Origin of the sequence: Methylophaga sp. (assembly GCF_009711715.1) — a bacterium.
GTDB lineage: Bacteria > Pseudomonadota > Gammaproteobacteria > Nitrosococcales > Methylophagaceae > Methylophaga.
The window spans coordinates 109,161-127,326 of record NZ_VENF01000007.1; the positions used below are offsets into that span (position 1 = coordinate 109,161).

Annotated in this window: 18 protein-coding genes and 1 tRNA gene; 14 read left to right on the forward strand and 5 right to left on the reverse strand. The window is 49.9% G+C overall.

The window, feature by feature from the left end:
* Positions 1 to 41: 41 nt before the first annotated feature.
* Complete coding sequence (locus tag FH755_RS05965) at positions 42 to 1,856, reverse strand: SLC13 family permease (RefSeq protein WP_292439594.1); 1,815 nt, start codon at positions 1,854 to 1,856, stop codon at positions 42 to 44.
* Between the two features lie 343 nt (positions 1,857 to 2,199).
* On the reverse strand, positions 2,200 to 3,873 hold the full coding sequence (gene ilvD, locus FH755_RS05970; RefSeq protein WP_292439596.1) for a dihydroxy-acid dehydratase: 1,674 nt from the start codon (positions 3,871 to 3,873) through the stop codon (positions 2,200 to 2,202).
* Between the two features lie 522 nt (positions 3,874 to 4,395).
* Here ilvD and FH755_RS05975 point away from each other — a divergent pair.
* The gene (locus tag FH755_RS05975; RefSeq protein ID WP_292439598.1) at positions 4,396 to 6,006 is read left to right on the forward strand and encodes a methyl-accepting chemotaxis protein; all 1,611 of its coding nucleotides are present in this window, start codon (positions 4,396 to 4,398) and stop codon (positions 6,004 to 6,006) included.
* 92 nt (positions 6,007 to 6,098) lie between these two features.
* Positions 6,099 to 6,170, forward strand: coding sequence for a pyrroloquinoline quinone precursor peptide PqqA (pqqA, locus tag FH755_RS13955; RefSeq protein WP_366658715.1), 72 nt, complete (start codon positions 6,099 to 6,101; stop codon positions 6,168 to 6,170).
* Between the two features lie 276 nt (positions 6,171 to 6,446).
* On the opposite strand, the gene FH755_RS05980 is transcribed toward pqqA (FH755_RS13955), so the two are convergent.
* On the reverse strand, positions 6,447 to 7,043 hold the full coding sequence (locus FH755_RS05980; RefSeq protein WP_292439599.1) for a hypothetical protein: 597 nt from the start codon (positions 7,041 to 7,043) through the stop codon (positions 6,447 to 6,449).
* A 132-nt stretch (positions 7,044 to 7,175) separates the two neighbouring features.
* On the opposite strand from FH755_RS05980, the gene groES reads away from it, so the two are divergent.
* The 3 genes from groES to FH755_RS05995 all read left to right on the forward strand — a co-directional run bounded on the left by groES (position 7,176) and on the right by FH755_RS05995 (position 9,307).
* A complete protein-coding gene (gene groES / locus FH755_RS05985) occupies positions 7,176 to 7,490 on the forward strand; it encodes a co-chaperone GroES (protein ID WP_366658713.1) in 315 nt (104 codons plus the stop codon).
* Complete coding sequence (gene groL, locus FH755_RS05990) at positions 7,487 to 9,109, forward strand: chaperonin GroEL (protein ID WP_292439603.1); 1,623 nt, start codon at positions 7,487 to 7,489, stop codon at positions 9,107 to 9,109. Before groES ends, groL begins: the two co-directional genes overlap by 4 nt.
* A 121-nt stretch (positions 9,110 to 9,230) precedes the next feature.
* Positions 9,231 to 9,307: transfer RNA gene (locus tag FH755_RS05995), tRNA-Arg, on the forward strand.
* A 2-nt stretch (positions 9,308 to 9,309) separates the two neighbouring features.
* On the opposite strand, the gene FH755_RS06000 is transcribed toward FH755_RS05995, so the two are convergent.
* Both FH755_RS06000 and FH755_RS06005 read right to left on the reverse strand, forming a co-directional pair.
* Entirely contained in the window at positions 9,310 to 9,774 is a 465-nt protein-coding gene (locus FH755_RS06000; RefSeq protein ID WP_292439604.1) for a DsrE/DsrF/DrsH-like family protein, read from the reverse strand.
* Positions 9,767 to 10,009: a sulfurtransferase TusA family protein gene (locus FH755_RS06005; RefSeq protein WP_292439606.1), complete on the reverse strand. Its 243-nt coding sequence runs from the start codon at positions 10,007 to 10,009 to the stop codon at positions 9,767 to 9,769. Before FH755_RS06005 ends, FH755_RS06000 begins: the two co-directional genes overlap by 8 nt.
* 103 nt (positions 10,010 to 10,112) lie before the next feature.
* Here FH755_RS06005 and FH755_RS06010 point away from each other — a divergent pair, with 103 nt between their 5' ends.
* The 9 genes from FH755_RS06010 to FH755_RS06050 form a co-directional block, all read left to right on the forward strand.
* A complete protein-coding gene (locus FH755_RS06010; RefSeq protein ID WP_292439608.1) occupies positions 10,113 to 11,558 on the forward strand; it encodes a M48 family metalloprotease in 1,446 nt (481 codons plus the stop codon).
* Positions 11,559 to 11,562: 4 nt separating this feature from the next.
* Positions 11,563 to 12,051 (forward strand): thiosulfate oxidation carrier protein SoxY, encoded by a 489-nt coding sequence (locus tag FH755_RS06015; protein WP_292439610.1) that lies wholly within the window; start codon positions 11,563 to 11,565, stop codon positions 12,049 to 12,051.
* Positions 12,051 to 12,368, forward strand: coding sequence for a thiosulfate oxidation carrier complex protein SoxZ (gene soxZ, locus FH755_RS06020; RefSeq protein WP_292439612.1), 318 nt, complete (start codon positions 12,051 to 12,053; stop codon positions 12,366 to 12,368). The genes FH755_RS06015 and soxZ overlap by 1 nt, the downstream gene beginning before the upstream one ends.
* Positions 12,365 to 14,077 carry an ATP-binding protein gene (locus tag FH755_RS06025; protein ID WP_292439613.1) on the forward strand — a complete coding sequence of 571 codons (1,713 nt, stop codon included), beginning with the start codon at positions 12,365 to 12,367 and terminating at the stop codon, positions 14,075 to 14,077. Before soxZ ends, FH755_RS06025 begins: the two co-directional genes overlap by 4 nt.
* On the forward strand, positions 14,074 to 14,718 hold the full coding sequence (locus FH755_RS06030) for a response regulator (RefSeq protein ID WP_292439615.1): 645 nt from the start codon (positions 14,074 to 14,076) through the stop codon (positions 14,716 to 14,718). The genes FH755_RS06025 and FH755_RS06030 overlap by 4 nt, the downstream gene beginning before the upstream one ends.
* Before the next feature lie 128 nt (positions 14,719 to 14,846).
* Positions 14,847 to 14,918, forward strand: coding sequence for a pyrroloquinoline quinone precursor peptide PqqA (gene pqqA / locus FH755_RS06035; protein WP_081443609.1), 72 nt, complete (start codon positions 14,847 to 14,849; stop codon positions 14,916 to 14,918).
* 150 nt (positions 14,919 to 15,068) lie between these two features.
* Positions 15,069 to 16,412, forward strand: coding sequence for a histidine kinase (locus FH755_RS06040; RefSeq protein WP_292439616.1), 1,344 nt, complete (start codon positions 15,069 to 15,071; stop codon positions 16,410 to 16,412).
* The gene (locus FH755_RS06045; protein ID WP_292439618.1) at positions 16,409 to 17,053 is read left to right on the forward strand and encodes a response regulator transcription factor; all 645 of its coding nucleotides are present in this window, start codon (positions 16,409 to 16,411) and stop codon (positions 17,051 to 17,053) included. The genes FH755_RS06040 and FH755_RS06045 overlap by 4 nt, the downstream gene beginning before the upstream one ends.
* 177 nt (positions 17,054 to 17,230) lie before the next feature.
* A partial coding sequence (locus FH755_RS06050) for a PQQ-binding-like beta-propeller repeat protein (RefSeq protein ID WP_292439619.1) occupies positions 17,231 to 18,166 on the forward strand: 936 nt, incomplete at its 3' end.

Below are 18,166 nucleotides of genomic sequence, written 5' to 3' on the forward strand. Positions count from 1 at the left end.
AGCGTGGCCGGATCAATGGTCAGTGGGCCAGGAATACCGGGTCAGATTGTCCAGTAAATCGCACAGCTGGTGACCATCATCAGAATCAGATTCAAGGGGGCACCCACGCGGCCGAAATCGGTGAACTTAAGTGCGCCTGTTCCATAAATCATGGTATTGGTCTGATAGCCTATCGGCGTCAGGAAGCTGGTGGAGGCGGCAAACATAACAGTCAGAACCAGTGCCAGTGGCGCCAGCGCAACATGCTCTGAAAGCGACAGTGCAATCGGCACGAGAATCACTGCGGCGGCATTGTTACTAATCATCTCGGTCAGGACCGTGGTGACAGCATATAAGAACATCAGAACAAAAATAGGGTGCCAATCCAGTGCATGCTGGGCAATCAGCGAGCCGACCCAGTCAGCAGCACCTGACTTAGACATCGCGATACCCAACGGAATCACGCCTGCGAGCAGAAGAATCACGTTCCAGGATACGTCCTGATACATTTCCTGATAGGGCATGCAACGGGTGACGACCATGGCAATCACGCCGGCAATGGCAGTCAGTACGATGGGCAGTGGAGTCGCGGCTGCGACGAAAATAACCGCAGCCATGATGCCGCCGGCGATAAACATGCGCTTGGGGTCAAAATAGTCCTCATACTCGTCAAGTACGACGACATCAAAACTGCGGTGGAGTCGGGTCAGCGAGGTTTTGGAAATATCGAGCAGCACCACTTCGCCGACATTCAGGGGCTCATCGGCCAGCCGACGGGAACGGACTTTCTTGGTATCGATGCCGATCAAGCGGGCATTGTAACGACGCCAGAAATTCACATCACCGGCCCGACGTCCATCAAACAGCCGGCGGTTGCGCAGCAATACCGGCACCACTTTTGTATCGGCACGAGCCTTGCGGATCCCGGCAAAATTTGACAGAACATCCACCCAGTTTTCTTTGATCAACTCCATGATCTGGCGCACTGTGCTGCAGACAATCAGAATATCCTCAGCCTTGATCTCTACCTCGGTAGCCTTATTTGTCCATGTTCTGCCGCCACGTATCAGTTTCATGACTTTAACGCCACTGTGTGACTCGAACCTGGCTTGTTCCAGTGTCTTGCCAATAAGACTACTGCGATGGATAACGGTCAGTTCGGTGACAAACTTTTCCTGTTTTTCATCAGTCAAGGGATTGGCATCCTTTTTCGGTAACAGCCAGCGTCCGATGGTCAGGAAGTAGATAAGTCCGCTCAGCAGGATCAGGATGCCGATATGAGTGAACTCGAACATCATCAGCGGGCGGCCGAAAGCTGGCGCATCGGCTAATATCGAAGATGTCAGGATATTGGTGGAAGTGCCGACCAGCGTTAGAGTGCCTCCCATCATGCCGAAGAAACTGAGTGGAATAAGCACCCGTGAAGCCGTGAAATTGCTTCTCCTGGACAGGTCCAGCATCAGTGGAATGGCGATAGCTACGGCGGCGGTATTGTTGATGAAACCGGACACCAGACCGATCATCACTCCGACGATAATAATTTGCCGGGTTTCGGAGTTGCCCACCAGTGGGATCAGTTTCTTGGCGAGCAGATTGACCATGCCCGAGCGCTGGATACCGCCAGACAAGATAAACATACACAAGACGGTGATGGTCGCCGTGCTGGAAAAACCGGACAAACTCTCGGAGACCGTCGGAAACGCCGATTTAAGATCAACCCCGCGATCCAGCAACCATTGTGAATGGAATAACTGCGGGATTGCCATCACCGTGGTGAGAATGATGAGTGCAGTGACATCGACGGGTAGTTTCTGAGAGGCAAAAAGATAAAGCCCACAGGCAATGATCAGAAAAACGAGAGCGATTTCGATAGTCATGATGCTCTTCCTGGTCGCAGGAGAATGGCTGGTATGCATCGCGTGAGCGAACTGGAATCAGCTTTACGCGCCCTACGCAGCAGGCATTGCCTTCCATTTACTGACAGATTATCAGATGCACACTATTTGAACACTGACGTCTGCATGCGCTGCCTCGCTCTTTTAGTCCTTAACCTCATGTGCTCGACGAGAACAGGTTGCCCGGTGATGGTGATTCTCATCAGCAGAATCATCGCGTCAGGTGCAAGCAACAGCAAGGTTATTTAGTTTTTCTCAATAGAGGGCTTTATTGTTGGAAATACCCTTGCAGCCAGCAATAGGCTTTGCTCCCCGGATGGCCGGTTCATAGGTTTTTATCGGTGACAGCGCCTTCAGATGCGGAGGAAACCGTCTTGGCATATTTCGCCAGAAGTCCGCGGGTGTAGCGTGGTGGAACAGGTTGCCATGCCTTGCGTCTTTGTTGAATTTCGGTATCACTCAGGTGTAGGTGTATTTCGGCGCTTTCCGCATCAATTGTGATTTCATCACCATTTTCAACCAGTGCGATAGGACCGCCATCAAAGGCTTCAGGGGAAATGTGACCAACCACAAAGCCATGGCTGCCACCCGAGAAACGGCCGTCAGTAATCAAGGCAACATCGTTACCAAGGCCTTTGCCGATAACGGCAGAAGTTGGACTGAGCATTTCCCGCATTCCAGGCCCGCCTTTAGGACCTTCATAACGGATAACAATGACATCCCCTTTAACAACGGTGCCATTCAAAATGTCCTGCAGGGCCTCTTCTTCAGAGTGGAATACCCGGGCTTTACCGGTAAAGCGTAACCCTTCCTTACCGGTAATTTTGGCGACAGCGCCTTCAGGCGCTAAATTGCCTTTGAGAATGACCAAATGACTGTCTTTTTTAATGGGCTGATCAAAGGAATGAATAATGTTTTGATCGGCAGGATAGGGGGGGACATCGGCAAGATTCTCAGCCAGGGTTTTGCCGGTCACCGTCAGACAATCACCATGTAACAGTCCCCGATCCAACAGGCTTTTCATCAGGGGTTGAATGCCACCGATGGCAATGAGTTCCGACATCATATATTTGCCGCTGGGGCGCAAGTCAGCCAGTACCGGAACCTGTCGACCGATGCGTGCAAAATCATCCAATGTGAGTTCGACATCCACCGCATGGGCCATTCCTAACAGATGTAAAACGGCATTGGTCGAGCCGCCCAGTGCGATTAAGGTGGTAATGGCATTTTCAAAGGCCTGCCGGGTCATGATGTCGGAAGGTTTGATGTCTTGTTCCAGCAATGAGATAACGGCAGCGCCTGCACGGCGGCAATCCTCTGCTTTGGAAGGAGAGACGGCTTCCTGGGCAGAACTGTCAGGCAGACTCATACCCAACGCTTCAATCGCTGAAGCCATGGTATTGGCGGTGTACATGCCACCACAGGAACCTGCGCCGGGAATCGCCGTTTTTTCAATCTGTTCTAATTCCGCCGCCGTCATATCGCCTCGAGCGTGTTTTCCCACAGCCTCGAACACAGAAACAATATCCGTATGATTTGCGCCGGGCTGAATTGTGCCGCCATAGACAAATACGGCGGGGCGGTTCAGGCGGGCAAGGCCGATAAGACAGCCCGGCATGTTTTTATCGCAGCCACCAATGGCCACCAGTCCATCGAATCCCTGGCAACCGGCGACAGCCTCGATCGAGTCGGCAATCACTTCACGAGAAACCAGTGAATATTTCATGCCGATGGTGCCATTTGAAATACCATCAGAGATAGTGATGGTATTGAAAATAACCCCTTTGCCACCTGCCTGGTCAGCACCCTCGCAGGCAAAATCAGCCAGTTGATTGATATGCATATTGCAGGGTGTAACCATGCTCCAGGTCGAGGCGATGCCAATTTGAGGTTTGTGAAAATCGGCATCATTGAAGCCAACCGCACGTAACATCGCTCTGGCTGGGGCTTTGCCGGTCCCGTCTACTACTGTGGATGAGTGTTTTCGCGTATCTGTCATGGCCTGACCTTAGCGGTTTGTTAATAAGAGAAATTGAGGGTTCAAAAACGGACTTGTCTGATAAGCCAATTTGATATGTACGTATTATTAACCTAAGACCTTAACAGTTCCTCTTATGAACAGACAGTTCCTTGTCATTCTAATGAATGACCTTAGTCATAATTCAGTGATGTTTCGAGCAAAAGCGCGTAAAAAGCGCGGGTTTCAGCTTCTGTTTATAGTCGATGAAATGGCTGATTTGATAAAGTGCTGAAGCTCAGTTTATTGGACTGATATTCGCTCCTGCCTGAGTTCCCCAATGCAATACCGAACTAGAGAACCTGTGAAGTTTTTGATCTTTTTAGGTGGAATGTCGGCCGTCTTCCGGTTGTTAGTCATAGCAAAATTCAACTCCAGCTCTCCACTGAATTTATACGAGCGAGTCAGCCAAATTGCATAACACGCTACGCCAAAAGTGTGTATGATTCAAAAGATTGTTGTGCGCAATCAAAATGGGTGCTGAGCTGTCAAATCGGAGGTTACATGCTGTTAAGATCCAACGCCAAAAGAAAAGTTTATTCACAACAACTGGTCGATACACATCTATGGCCAGCGCTGGTTTTGGACAGTAAACACAGCGTTTTAGCTGTAAACCAGGCATTTAATGCGCTATTGGACCGACTCGAGAAACCTGACATTGATAGCGCGCTCAGAACTTTGATTAATAGTGACGATGAGCTTATCAGCATAAACAATAACAGTGCTCTATCGTTACGCCGGCGGTTTATCTCTCTCTCAGCTGAGAGCCTGAAATCATGTTTGCTGTATGTGTTTGAAGACCTCGTAGAACCTGAGTCAGAAAGAAGGGTAAGTAAAGCAACCTGGCAACAATCATTATCTGCAACAACGGATGCCTACGCAGTTTTTGACAGCCAACGAAGACTGGTCTCAGCTGATCTGGATTCAGTCATAGCTGATGATAATCAGTTGAAGCACGACCATCAAAAGCTATTCAATCTTTTGTATGAAGCTAGCTCAAGTCAAGAATCGCCATTTTGCTCGTTTGGCGATGACGTCGATTTCAAAGTTGCTTTTTCTGCAATCGAATCAGAGGAAGGTCAGCTGTCCGTGTTTGCGCTACACCGGCAGGAGCAAAATGCTGACCATAAGCAGTTTGAAATGTTGTCCAAAGTAGTGAGCAATACAAGCACAAGTGTTCTGATAACAGACAGGAACGGTTTTGTAGAATATGTAAATCCGGGGTTCGAGAAGTTAACGGGCTATACGCTGGCTGAGGTAAAGGGCAAAAAGCCGGGCGCATTATTACAGCGTGAGCAAACGGATAAAGAGACAACCAAACGAATTTCACAGAAGCTCAAAGCGCGTGAGCCCTTTTATGAAGAGATTCTGAATTTTGACAAAAATGGTGTTCCCTATTGGATTGTATTGTCAGTCAATCCAATCTTCGACGAGTCCGGTCATCATAGCGGTTTTGTGGGAGTAAGCTCTGATGTTCGTGAAATCAAGCGATTGGTTTTAGAGCAGATAAATCAGAAAGATGCCATTAGCCGCCACTCTGCTGTGATGGAGTTTAATAGAATCGGAAAGCTAATTTCAGCCAACCAGTTTACGCAGCAACAGTTAAACATCACAGATGATAAACAGATGGAAACCATCGTCGGTAATTTGAAAGATCATCTGGATGAATCTGGTGTAAAGTTGATTGAGAAAGGTGAGCCGACAGCGGTTGTGATGAAGCTTCAATGCCAAACAGGAGAAGTCGTTCTGGACTGTATCGTCTCTGGCATCACAGATTTGAACGGTAATATTTCTAAATACGTCGTTTTTGGCAGTAACATCTCCTCCAGAAACCAACTGGTCACTGAGACACATCTGTCGATGTCAAATGTCCTCAATAACATTCAGACTACGGTGGATACAATCAACGCTGTGGCAGAGCAAACGAATTTGTTAGCGCTTAATGCCGCTATTGAGGCGGCCAGAGCGGGGGAGGCCGGAAGAGGTTTTGCCGTGGTCGCTGACGAAGTTCGCAACCTTGCAAAAAAATCCAATGAAGCTGCAATTGAAATTGGCCAGTTAATTAACAAAACCCAATCTCAGGTAGACGAACTCGCCTCATTTCTAAATGAATAGTTGAGGCTAATTGAGAAAAGTCCTTATCTGTATTGCACCTCACCTGAGCTGAGTATCATGAGAAACGTACAACAAATAAAGATGACAGAATGATGTGGACTGCACCAGCTTACAACGACATGCGTTCTGGTTTTGAAGTTACCATGTACAGCAACAAACGGTAACAGATAAACGGACCACACCTTCAACAAAGCCTCCTGAGCGGGGCTTTTTTTGTTGGGGCTTTCGATACAGGCCCTTTTGTACATATCATCCACGCTTCTGGGCGATGCCCGCTAGCCTCCTATCCCTGCTGGACATGTCTTTTCTTGGTGCGCTTGTTTGTCTTCGGCAGCCGGTCAGCTTCCAAGCGGACAGAGATGAATTCGTCTGTCGAAAACAGCCCTTTATAATGCGCGGCCATTGTCCTTGTATCCCAGCAGGGTAAAGTGCCAGACTGATTATTGAATTCTCCCCGTCTGCAGGGTATTGATCCCAACTGAATAAAGTTGCCTTTTGAGGGTTTCATCCCCCGAGACTTGCCAGCGTCTATACAACGCAAATATCTCTTCTGCATCGAACTGAACTTCTTTGTGGCAGACAGCGCCGATGATCTGTAATAACCGTGGGAATCGAACCGATAGTTCATTGAATACATCCGAGTTGCCATAATTTTGTTCAGCGAGAGTGCTATATGCTCCACCACCCATTCCAATGTAATAGTCTCTCTTTATACCCACCTGCTTCAGTTTTTCAGGAAACAAAGCGCCAATAAAAAGAGATGCGTCACCCAGGCGACGGAGACTTATGAGTTTTTTTGAGGGCGTTTTTGCCTCGTATGCCTCCCGGTATAAAAAAGCCAGGGTAGGGAGGCTCAGACCATTCTGAGTTTCTTCGAAAAAATGCTGGCTTCTGGAGTAAAAGACAAGAAGATTAACTACATAGCTTATCGTTTCTTCTGAAAATGCTGGGGAACTGCTATGGGTTTCTTCTAAAATCCTGTCTTTGAACCATTCGTTAAGATTTTTTGTAGAGATCATTTTTGTGGTTTTCCGCATGCTCATCTCCCACATTAAAAATTTTTATATCAGACTCTTGAAAACAAAATTTTATTCCCCAAATGCTTGCTTGTTCAGTGGTTTAGCCCTGAACTTGTAGATGGAGTTAAGTGTGATTTTAGGAGGACTTTGATGAATTTAAAACCTCTATATGATCGTTTGGTTGTTCGCCGCCTGGAGGCGGAAACCACCACAAAAAGTGGCATCATCATTCCAGATAAAGCCAGCGAAAAACCGACTCAAGGTGAAGTCGTCGCTGTTGGTGAAGGTGCTATGACCGATGCCGGTGTGCGGCGGGAAATGACAGTCAAAGTAGGTGACCGTGTCCTGTTCGGCCAGTATGCCGGTTCTGAAGTAAAAGTAGATGGTGAGACGTTGCTGGTGATGAAAGAGTCCGACATTCTTGCCATCGTTGAACATGACATTGCAGAGGAGAAAGCCGCATGAGTGCCAAAGATGTGAGATTTTCAAGTGATGCACGTGAACGCATGATTGAAGGTGTCAACATTTTAGCGAATGCTGTGAAAGCGACCCTTGGACCCAAGGGAAGAAATGTGGTTTTAAGTAAAAGCTTTGGTGCACCAAGAGTGACCAAAGATGGTGTTTCAGTCGCTAAGGAAATCGAACTGGCCGATAAATTCCAGAACATGGGCGCCCAGATGGTGAAAGAAGTTTCATCGAAAACGGCAGACGTGGCCGGTGACGGTACCACAACCGCTACAGTTCTGGCTCAGGCTGTGATCAGAGAGGGAAATAAATCGATCGCTGCCGGGATGAACCCGATGGATCTCAAGCGGGGCATTGATGCAGTTGTCAAAGCGGCCACAGAAGAACTGCATAAGCTGGCCAAGCCTTGTGACGATAATAATGCCATCCGTCAGGTGGCCACTGTTTCGGCTAACTGGAATACCGACATCGGTGACATTCTGGCCGAAGCGATGGAAAAAGTGGGTAAGGACGGTGTCGTGACCGTGGAAGAGGGCAAATCCTTCGAAAATGAACTGGAAGTCGTCGAAGGCATGCAGTTCGACCGAGGTTACCTGTCACCCTATTTCGTCAACAATCAGGAAAAAATGCTGGCAGAGCTGGATAACCCCTATGTCCTGTTATTTGACAAGAAAATCAGCTCAATCCGGGACCTGCTGCCTACCCTGGAAGCTATTGCCAAAGAAAGCCGTCCTTTGATGCTGATCGCAGAGGATGTTGAAGGCGAGGCACTGTCGACCCTGGTCGTCAACCAACTGCGCGGTATACTCAAAGTCGCCGCTGTTAAAGCTCCGGGCTTTGGTGACCGCCGCAAAGCTATGTTGCAAGATATTGCGGTGCTGACCGGTGCCACAGTGATCAGTGAAGAGGTCGGCCTGTCGCTGGAATCAGTGACTGTTGAGCACTTGGGTAGTGCAAAACGGGTAGTGGTCGGTAAGGATGCGACCACTATTGTCGATGGTGCAGGCGATGACAAGGCAATTAAAGTCCGGATTGCTCAGCTCAAAAAAGAGATTGAAAACTCAAGCTCTGACTACGACAAGGAAAAGCTGCAGGAACGTCTCGCCAAACTCGCAGGCGGTGTTGCCGTAATCCGAGTGGGTGCCGCCACCGAAGTCGAAATGAAGGAGAAAAAAGACCTGGTTGATGATGCCTTCCATGCTACGCGTGCCGCGGTAGAAGAAGGGATTGTTCCAGGAGGTGGCCTGAGTCTGGTGCGTGTTGCCGATCTGGTCAAGTCGAAAGATCTGAATCTCGCCAATGAAGATCAGCAAGCCGGTGCCCGGATTGCATTGCGAGCAATGGAAGAGCCTTTCCGTCAGATTGTCACCAATGCGGGTGGTGAAGCCAGCGTGGTGATTGAGAAAGTCCGTACAGAGGCTGGTACTTATGGCTATAACGCCCAGACCGGCGAGTATGGTGATATGCTGAAGATGGGTATTATTGATCCTGCAAAAGTCACGCGCAGTGCATTGCAAAATGCCTGCTCGATTGCGGGTTTGATGCTGACCACTGAAGTCATGATTGCTGACGCGCCAAAAGAAGATAAACACGCTTCTCAGGCATCCGGTTGGGAATAACTATCGCCATCAATCAAGAAGGGGAGCACAAGCTCCCCTTTTCTTTATCGGCGGCTGCCGAGTCAAATTCCCCCAGCGGCATCGTCGATCGACTGAAGCCCTGTTATAATGCCCAGCCATTGTCCCCGTAGCTCAGCAGGATAGAGCGTCCCCCTCCTAAGGGGAAGGTCGCAGGTTCGACTCCTGCCGGGGACGCCACGCTAAATATAGAGTGTGATATCGGCTTCTGAAGCAAATTCCAGAAAAGTGGCTGCACCACCGCTGCTGATACCATCCACAAAGTTTTCGTGTTTGAAATCGAATAAATCGACTGTCATTTGACAGGCGATAAGCTCAACACCGGATTCGATGCAGATCTCTCTTAACTCTTCAACGCTGGCGACACCTTTCTTCTTCAGCTTGCGTTTCATCATCCAGGTGGCAAACCATTCCAGACCGGGCAGAACCTGAATAATACTGGGCACAGTGACCGGCATCGGCATGGCGGGGTTGCCCAGCGGCGACACTTTGAGGTTCAACTCTTTGTTAAGCAGTTGCAGGCCATAGAAAGTGAAGAAAATCTTGGCTTCAAAACCCAGAGCCGCTGCAGTCGAGGCGAGCAGAAAAGGCGGATAAGCGCCGTCCAGTGTGCCTTTGCTGGCAATGATGGCCATTTTTTTAGCCATTGGCGTCCCCCTTTTCGATGATGAAGTGCAATTTGCCATCGGCTTCGGAACTGTCGACCAACGGGTTACCGGTCATTTTGCAGAATGCCGGAATGTCCTTATTGGCGCCCCGGTCAGTGGCAATGAGGTGCAGTTTCTGCCCTGCAGCCATATCGGCCAGCGCCTTGCGCGCTTTTAATACGGGGAGTGGGCAATTGAGACCTGATGAGTCAATTTCTACATCAAATTCTGACATACTTGCGATCCAGGAATAATTCAAATGATTGATAAATGATAAACGGAATTGTATTCATTGTCTTGCCGGAACCCCTATCACAGGGGATGAGTCTATGCACTGTATGAAACGATTAATCACCCTGATTTTACTGGTCTGCCTGGCGTTACCGCTGGCACAGAGTCATGCGCTTGATATTGCACTGCCAGAAATGGGAGACAGTGCCGGTGCACTGATTTCTCCGCGTGAGGAATATGAAATCGGTCAGGCATTTTTCTGGCGTCTGCAACAATCAACCGAGTTGATTGAAGACCCGGAAGTTAACAGTTACATCCAGTCTCTAGGCTATCGTCTTGCTGCCAATAGCGATGAGCCGGGGCTCGACTATACCTTCTTTATGCTGCCCGATCCGGCCATCAACGCTTTCGCTGCGCCCGGCGGTTTTATCGGTGTGAACAGTGGTCTGTTGCTGACAGCTGAAACCGAGTCAGAACTGGCTTCAGTGATGGCGCATGAGATTGCGCATATTACCCAGCGCCACATCCTGCGTAGTTTCGAACGACATAAACGCATGACGATTCCACGTACCGCCGCGATGATTGCCGCAGCGCTCCTCGGTGCGGCCGATCCGAGGGCAGGTTCAGCAGCGATGATGGCGGTGCAGGCGGGTGATATTCAGAGTCAGCTCGATTACAGCCGTGCCCATGAGGCCGAAGCTGATAATCTCGGTATGGAGACGCTGGTTGAATCCGGTTTTGATCCTGATGCCATGCCCAGCTTTTTTGAAAAATTACAGCAGGCCAGCCGTTATTATGGTGGTGATAATATTCCGGAGTTCCTGCGAACACACCCGGTGACCACATCCCGTATTGCTGATGCCCGTGGCCGTGCCACAAATTACAAAGTGCAGCCGCAGCTTTCAGACCGCAAGCAGTTTTATCTTATTAAGGAAAAGCTGCGGGTGATGATGACAGAAGACCCCAATGATCTGTTGCAGCATTACAAGTCAGCGATGTCGCGTGATGATGACACCAACAAGGAAGCCGTTCGCTATGGATACGCGCTGGCTTTGCTTAAAAGTGGCCAGCACACCCTGGCGAGAGAGGCGCTGCAGCCGTTGCTGGATAAAGACAGGGACAGACTGGCCTATCAGCTGGCCCTGGCAGACATCGAAATGTCCGTAGGTCGGGTTGAGGCTGCCCTGGAAATATATGAAGATAACCAGCGCCTGTATCCTGATGATCAGGCGCTGACGATGGAACAGGTTAAGGCCTTATTACGGACGGGGCGTGCCTTTGAAGCCGATAAACTGCTGCAAACGCAGATTGAGCTTGGCGAAACTTCGCGTAACGTATACAAGCTGCTGGCTCAGGCCAAAGGGCAGATGGGGCAGAAAAGTCAGTCTCATAGCTGGCTGGCAGAGTATTACTATCAATCGGGCCTGCTCAAGGCGGCAGCCGATCAATTGCAGTTGGCGGCAGAAGCCGCCGGCAATGACGAATATCAACGCGCCAAAATCGCTTCCAGACTGCGCGAGGTAGAAGAAGCACTGGCGCAAATGGAACAGTAAAAGCATGACAAATCAGGCCGATCCCAGACGGCGCTCCTTGATCAAAGGCGCTATTTCCGCTTCCACTCTGGCGCTTGTCGCCAGTAGTGGTTTGCTACTCCCTCGTCGCTTGCTGGCTCACTGGCCCAGTGATGCGTTCACCGCAGAAACAGTCGAGGATGCCTTACTGGCGCTGCTTGGTGAAGCGGAGGTGGCAGATGGTAAGCAAATCAGTTTCAAAATCGGTGCGCCACCGAGTTATGCCGTTAACGGTGCTTCGGTACCGGTTGAGGTTCGCAGTGATCTGCCCAATGTCGAGCGTATTGCGATCCTGGTTGATAAAAACCCCAATCCGTTGGCGATGAGCGTCGATCTGACACCGGATGTGGCATTACCCTTTAAAAGCATGATCAAAGTGGCGGAAGATTCCGAAGTCATTGCCGTGGTACGTGCGGATGGTAAGCTCTACATAACTTCACGCGACATTGCGGTAGATATCGGAGGGTGTGCCTGATGGCGATCAAGGCCAGAGACAGAATACGTGCCAAGCTCAAAGATGAGCAGACCACAGTCCGGGTATTGCTTGCGCATCCGATGCATACCGGTCGCGGTGAAAACGAGCAGGGTGAGTTGATCCCTGCCGAGTTCATTCAGGACATTCGTTGCTGGCGTAACGGCAAGGAAGTACTGACCATCAAATGTGGGACTGCGACGGCACGTAATCCCTACTTTTCATTTCAACTGACAGGTGGTGCTTCCGGCGATAAAATCATGGTCCGCTGGGTGGATAATCTCGGTGCTAAGGGGATTGCCGAGACCACGCTGTCATGAGTCTGAAACTCAAGGTTAATCTGTTTTTTACTATCCTGCTGCTGGCTTCGTTGATGGCCGGCACCGGCGTGTTGATATCCAATGCCCGTCACTCGGTGGAAAAGGAAGTCCAGGACACGATGGATGCTGCCGCTAGGCTGATCACACTGACGCTCGCTGATCGGCCGCTCAACAGGGAATTGGGTATCAATGAACAGATGCATGAGATGATCAAGGCGCTCAGCGAGATCCGCAGTCTGCATATTCTGCTGTTTGACGCTCAGGGCCTGCTCTATGAAGGCGAGCCCGAACCGACACTCGAAGTCGAACCGCCTGAATGGTTCGTTAAAATGCTTTTCCCTGAAATCACACCTTTAAGCAAACGTTTCGGCAATGGCCATATGGTGATCTATGCCGCACCGATGCAGGAAATCAGCGACCGCTGGCAGGATATCCGCAGCATTATCGGCCTGGGGATGGTCGTCTTTGTGTTTGTCAGTATCTTTTTATACTGGGGCGTAGATTGGTTCCTGCGACCACTGCAACGGTTATTGCAGGCTCTGGCCGCTTTTGAGCGGGGAGATCTTCACTCCAGGCTGCCCAGTTTCACATTGCCGGAGATGAACCAGATCAGCCAGACCTTCAACCGCATGGGGCAGGCGCTGGAACTGAGTTCTGCCGAAAACCAGCGGCTGGCGATGCTGGTCCGGCAGTCCGGCGATGCCATTCTGGCCCTGGATCATGCGGGCAATATCACTTTCTGCAATTCCACCGCTGAACGTCTGTTTTCAGGACAAACCCCGGTACTGAAAGGCGAAGCGCTGGCGAATCTGGGCTTTGAACAACAGCGCGAGGCCATTGCCCGTGTGCTGGAAAACTGCGAAAGCATTGAGAATATGGAGACCACGCTGACGCGGCCCGATGGCGAGCGGTTAACCTTATTGATGTCTAGCGTGCCTCTCTATGACAATAACCAGCAAATCATCGGCCTGGTCTGCACGTTGCGTGACATCACTGAGTTAAAACAGGCAGAGATGGCCCGTAATCAACTACGTGAAACGCGCTTGCTGACCAAGCACATGGATGAGGTGCAGGAAGCGGAACGCCGCCATCTGGCACGTGAGCTGCACGATGAACTGGGCCAGTGCCTGACCGCGATCAAAACCGATGCTGTTCTGATTCGCAACCGCACCGAAGGTACTGAACCGCGGATTCACGGTAGCGCCCAGGCCATTATCGATACTGCCAGCCACATTTATGATGTGGTGCATAATATGATTACACGCCTGCGGCCGAGTCCGCTGGATGATCTGGGGCTGGTACCGACACTGGAACAGAGTATTGCCAGCTGGCGCGAACGTGAAGCGGAGATCAACTTTGTGTTGCAGATCAGCGGTAAACTCGACAATCTGAACGAAGCCATGAACATGACGGTCTTCAGAGTGGTACAGGAAGCGATTACCAATGCGGTTCGCCATGCTCAGGCCAGTCAGATCAAGGTCCGGATTCATGCTGAACAGGGCGGTGATGCGGATCATCTGACTATCGAAATTAGCGACAATGGTAAGGGAATGGTGGTCAAGGATTTTCATTCTGATGTCGACTTCGGCCTGCTGGGTATGCGCGAACGGGTGCAGAGTATGGGTGGAGAGTTCAAGCTGTTGAGCGAGCCCGGTGACGGGGTGACGATAAAAATTCAAATTCCTCTGGGAGCGGACAGACTGATATGAGCCTTAACAAAACAAAAGTATTGCTGGTGGATGACCACGAGCTGGTACGGGCGGGCTTTCGCCGTTTACTGGAAGATGGTGACAAGTTTACGGTTATTGCCGAGTCAGGCAGTGGTGAACAGGCAGTCCAGGATTTCAACAAGCATCATCCGGATGTGGTGGTAATGGATATTTCCATGCCCGGTATCGGTGGTGTTGGCGCGATTGAACGCATTATTGCGCGTGAGCCCAATGCCAGAATTCTGGTACTCAGTGTCCATGAAGACAGTGTTTTCACCACCCGTGCCATGCAGGCCGGCGCCCTGGGTTTTATTCCCAAGCGCAGCGCGCCCGAGGAAATGCTCAAGGCCGTGGAAATGGTGGCACAGGGTAAGACCTGCATTGCTCCTGAAATCGCCCAGCAGCTGGCAATGCAGAAACTCACCGGCTCAGAAAACCCGCTGGATGTCCTGAGCCAGCGTGAGTTTGAAGTCTTCCGCCTGCTGGCTGAGGGCAAAACCGTGAATGAAATTGCCGATATTCTCAGTCTCAGTCCTAAAACCGTGGGTACCCACCACACTAACATCAAGCAGAAACTGAATGTTTCCAACTCGGCCGAACTGGCGCGGCTGGCTATCCGCAGTGGTCTGGTTGATGCCTGACATTCATTCAGGAAAATCCTGAGTCAGGTCGAGCAAATTCCTCTCTTGTTTGTTGCTGAAAGTGCTTATGATTGCTCTCAAGTCAGAAATAAAAGACTTTGTTAACCAACAAAAGTGAGGTGATTATCATGTGGACTAAACCAGAATATTCAGACATGCGTTTCGGTTTCGAAGTCACTATGTACATTTGCAACCGCTAATGACATAGAAAAACCAAACTCAAAAAAAGCCCGGCTCCGCCGGGTTTTTTTATGCCTGCTGTTTCAAATAATTCTTCAAAAAGGAATTTCTCCTATCTCCTTCATCGCGGCTGAGCCATAAAATGCAATTTTTAATGATGCTCTCCGATCATGAATCTCAGGTTCAGACTCAATCTTATTGTCACAGTGATACTACTGATTGTATTACTGTTCGGTGCCGTGATCACTGTGCACAACGCCCGGGAAAGTGTCAGGGCTGAAGTCGACTCCACCATGGAACTGGCCTTGCATACGCTCGAGGCTGAACTCAACCATTTCAAACGTACCGGGATAGTCAGTGCTGCTGATGAAATGTCACCTTTTAATCTTGGCCGCCTTGCCGGCGTACGACACCTGCGTATTGAGTTCTATGACAGCCAGGGCTTTCTGGTAGAAACCAATCAGGTTGAGGATGCACACAATGAGGCTGATCCGCCAGCCTGGTTCGTGAATCAGATGCAGGCCGGACTGGAGAACATGACGGTCAAATCCCTGCCCGTCTCGGTCAACAATCAAACTATCGGTAAGCTTGTCATCAGTCCCGAGCCCGGTAATGAAATCAGCGAGGCCTGGGAAGAAACCAAGACTATGCTGAAGCTGATAGCCCTGTTTTTTGTCTCGGTGAACGTCGTGGTCTTTATCGCGGTCGGGCTCTCTCTTAAACCTATCGATAATATTATTGATGCCCTGACCGATATTGAAGCGGGTCATCTCGATCGACGTTTACCTATATTCAAGCTCCCTGAAATGGCTAGTATCAGTCATAAATTCAATGGCATGGCATCGGCATTACAAGTCAGTACCCGTAACAATCACCGTCTGACCCAGCAAATTATTCGGCTGCAGGAAGCGGAACGTAAAAGTATTGCCCATGAGTTACACGATGAAATCGGCCAGCACCTGACCGCTATCCATGTCGATGCCTCGGTCATAAAAAGTTGTCGTGATTTGGAATGTGCTAAACACAGTGCGGCGGCAATTGACGATGTCGCCAGGCAGATGATGGATATCGTCAGAACCATGCTTCATCGACTGCGGCCTGGCGGGCTTGATGAAATCGGTTTTCTGGCGGCCGTTCAGGACCTGGTGAACAGCTGGCAGGAACGACATGACAAAATCAGTGTTGTTACCCGTATAGACGGTGATTTCTCCACTCTGGATGAAAACGAACAATTGACGCTCTACCGCGTTTTGCAGGAGTGTCTGACCAATATCAGTCGTCATGCCCATGCCGACCAGGTTGAAATTTCATTGCTGGAAGATCAGAAAAACTGGTTGCTGTCGGTCAGCGATAACGGACAGGGCTTTGAGCTTGGCCGTCATCCCCAGCGTTTCGGACTGGCCGGGATGCATGAGCGCGTCGACAGTATTGGTGGAAAATTAGAGATCAGCAGTCAATATCATCAGGGTGTAACTGTCAAAGTCACACTCATCAAACAAGGAGAACAGGCATGAACCAATTAATCAGAGTCATGCTGACCGACGACCATGCTGTCGTCAGATCGGGACTCGGCAGGTTACTCGAGCAGAATGAGGGGATTCGCATAGTGGGGGAGGCGGAAAGCGGCGAGCAGGCCTATCAGACCTTTCCCGAGATCAATCCCGATGTATTGGTCATGGATATGTCTATGCCAGGGATGGGCGGTCTTGAAGCAATGCGGCGAATTCTTAATCGTTGGCCACAGGCCCGGGTGATCATGTTTTCAATGCATGAAAATGCCACTTTCGCTATCCAGTCAATGACCTCGGGTGCACTGGGTTATGTTGCTAAATCAGGGCATGCTGAGGATCTGGTCAAAGCAGTCAGAGAAGTGGCGCAGGGCAGAAGTTTTCTCAGCTCGGATATGGCGCAGAAAGTGGCCCTGCAGAGTCTGACAGGGGGAGATAACCCGGCGCAAAAGCTTACCTCGCGCGAATTCGAGGTCTTCAGGCTGCTTGCAGAAGGCAAACTGGTAGAAGACATTGCCCTCAGTCTGAACATCGGTCATAAAACCGTGGCAAATTATCAAACCAGTTTGAAACAGAAGTTGGGTATTAACTCACCGGTTGATCTGGTTAGACTGGCATTAAAATATGGTGTTATCAGTGAGCATTGATGCTTGATAAATCTATTTAAATCATATTTTTAGAGCTGTTTTTCATGGTTTACTTATGATTTTATCCTGTTCAATTCAGGAGTTAATCATGATGATTCTCAGGCCCTGTCAGCATAGAGTAAAAATCATGCTCGAAATTGTCGCGCATGAACTAAATATAATGATAGGGATTTAACTATGAAGCTGAAAACATTATCTCTGGCGATAATGTCGCTGAGCGTTGCAGGTGCGGCGCAAGCCGACGAACTGTTGACAATGCAGGAAAATGAAAATAACTGGGTAATGCCAGCGGGCAATTACGCTAACCAGCGTTACTCTGAGCTGACTCAAATCAATAAAGACAATGTCAAAAACCTGAACATGGCCTGGTCTTTCTCCACTGGTGTTCTGCGTGGCCATGAGGGTAACCCACTGATAATTGATGGCACCATGTACGTTCACACCCCGTTCCCGAACATCGTGTTCGCGCTGGATCTGAACAACGACGGTGCGATCAAGTGGAAATACGAGCCTAAGCAAAACTACGACGAAACGGTGCCGGTCATGTGCTGTGACACCGTTAACCGTGGTCTGTCTTACGGCGACGGCAAAATCTTCCTGAACCAGGCTGACACCACGCTGGTTGCCCTGAATGCTGCTGACGGCAGCGTTGTCTGGTCACACAAACGTGACGATCCAAAACGTGGTGCGACCAGTACGGCTGCGGCGCACGTTTTTGATGACAAAGTTATTGTTGGTATATCCGGTGGTGAGTTTGGGGTACGTGGTTACGTCAAGGCTTACAGCCTCGATGGTAAAGCGCTTTACACCGCTTATAGCACGGGTCCAGACGAAGAAATGCTGGTTGATCCGGAAAAAACATTGTCTATGCTCAAACCGATTGGCATGGACTCCTCACTCAAGTCTTGGCAGGGTGACCAATGGAAAATCGGTGGTGGTACAACCTGGGGCTGGTACTCTTACGATCCTGACCTGAACATGTTCTACTATGGTAACGGTAACCCGTCTACCTGGAACCCGGTTCAGCGTCCCGGTGACAACAAGTGGACTATGTCCATGTGGGGTCGTGATCTCGACACCGGTATGGCGAAAGGGGTTTACCAGATGACACCA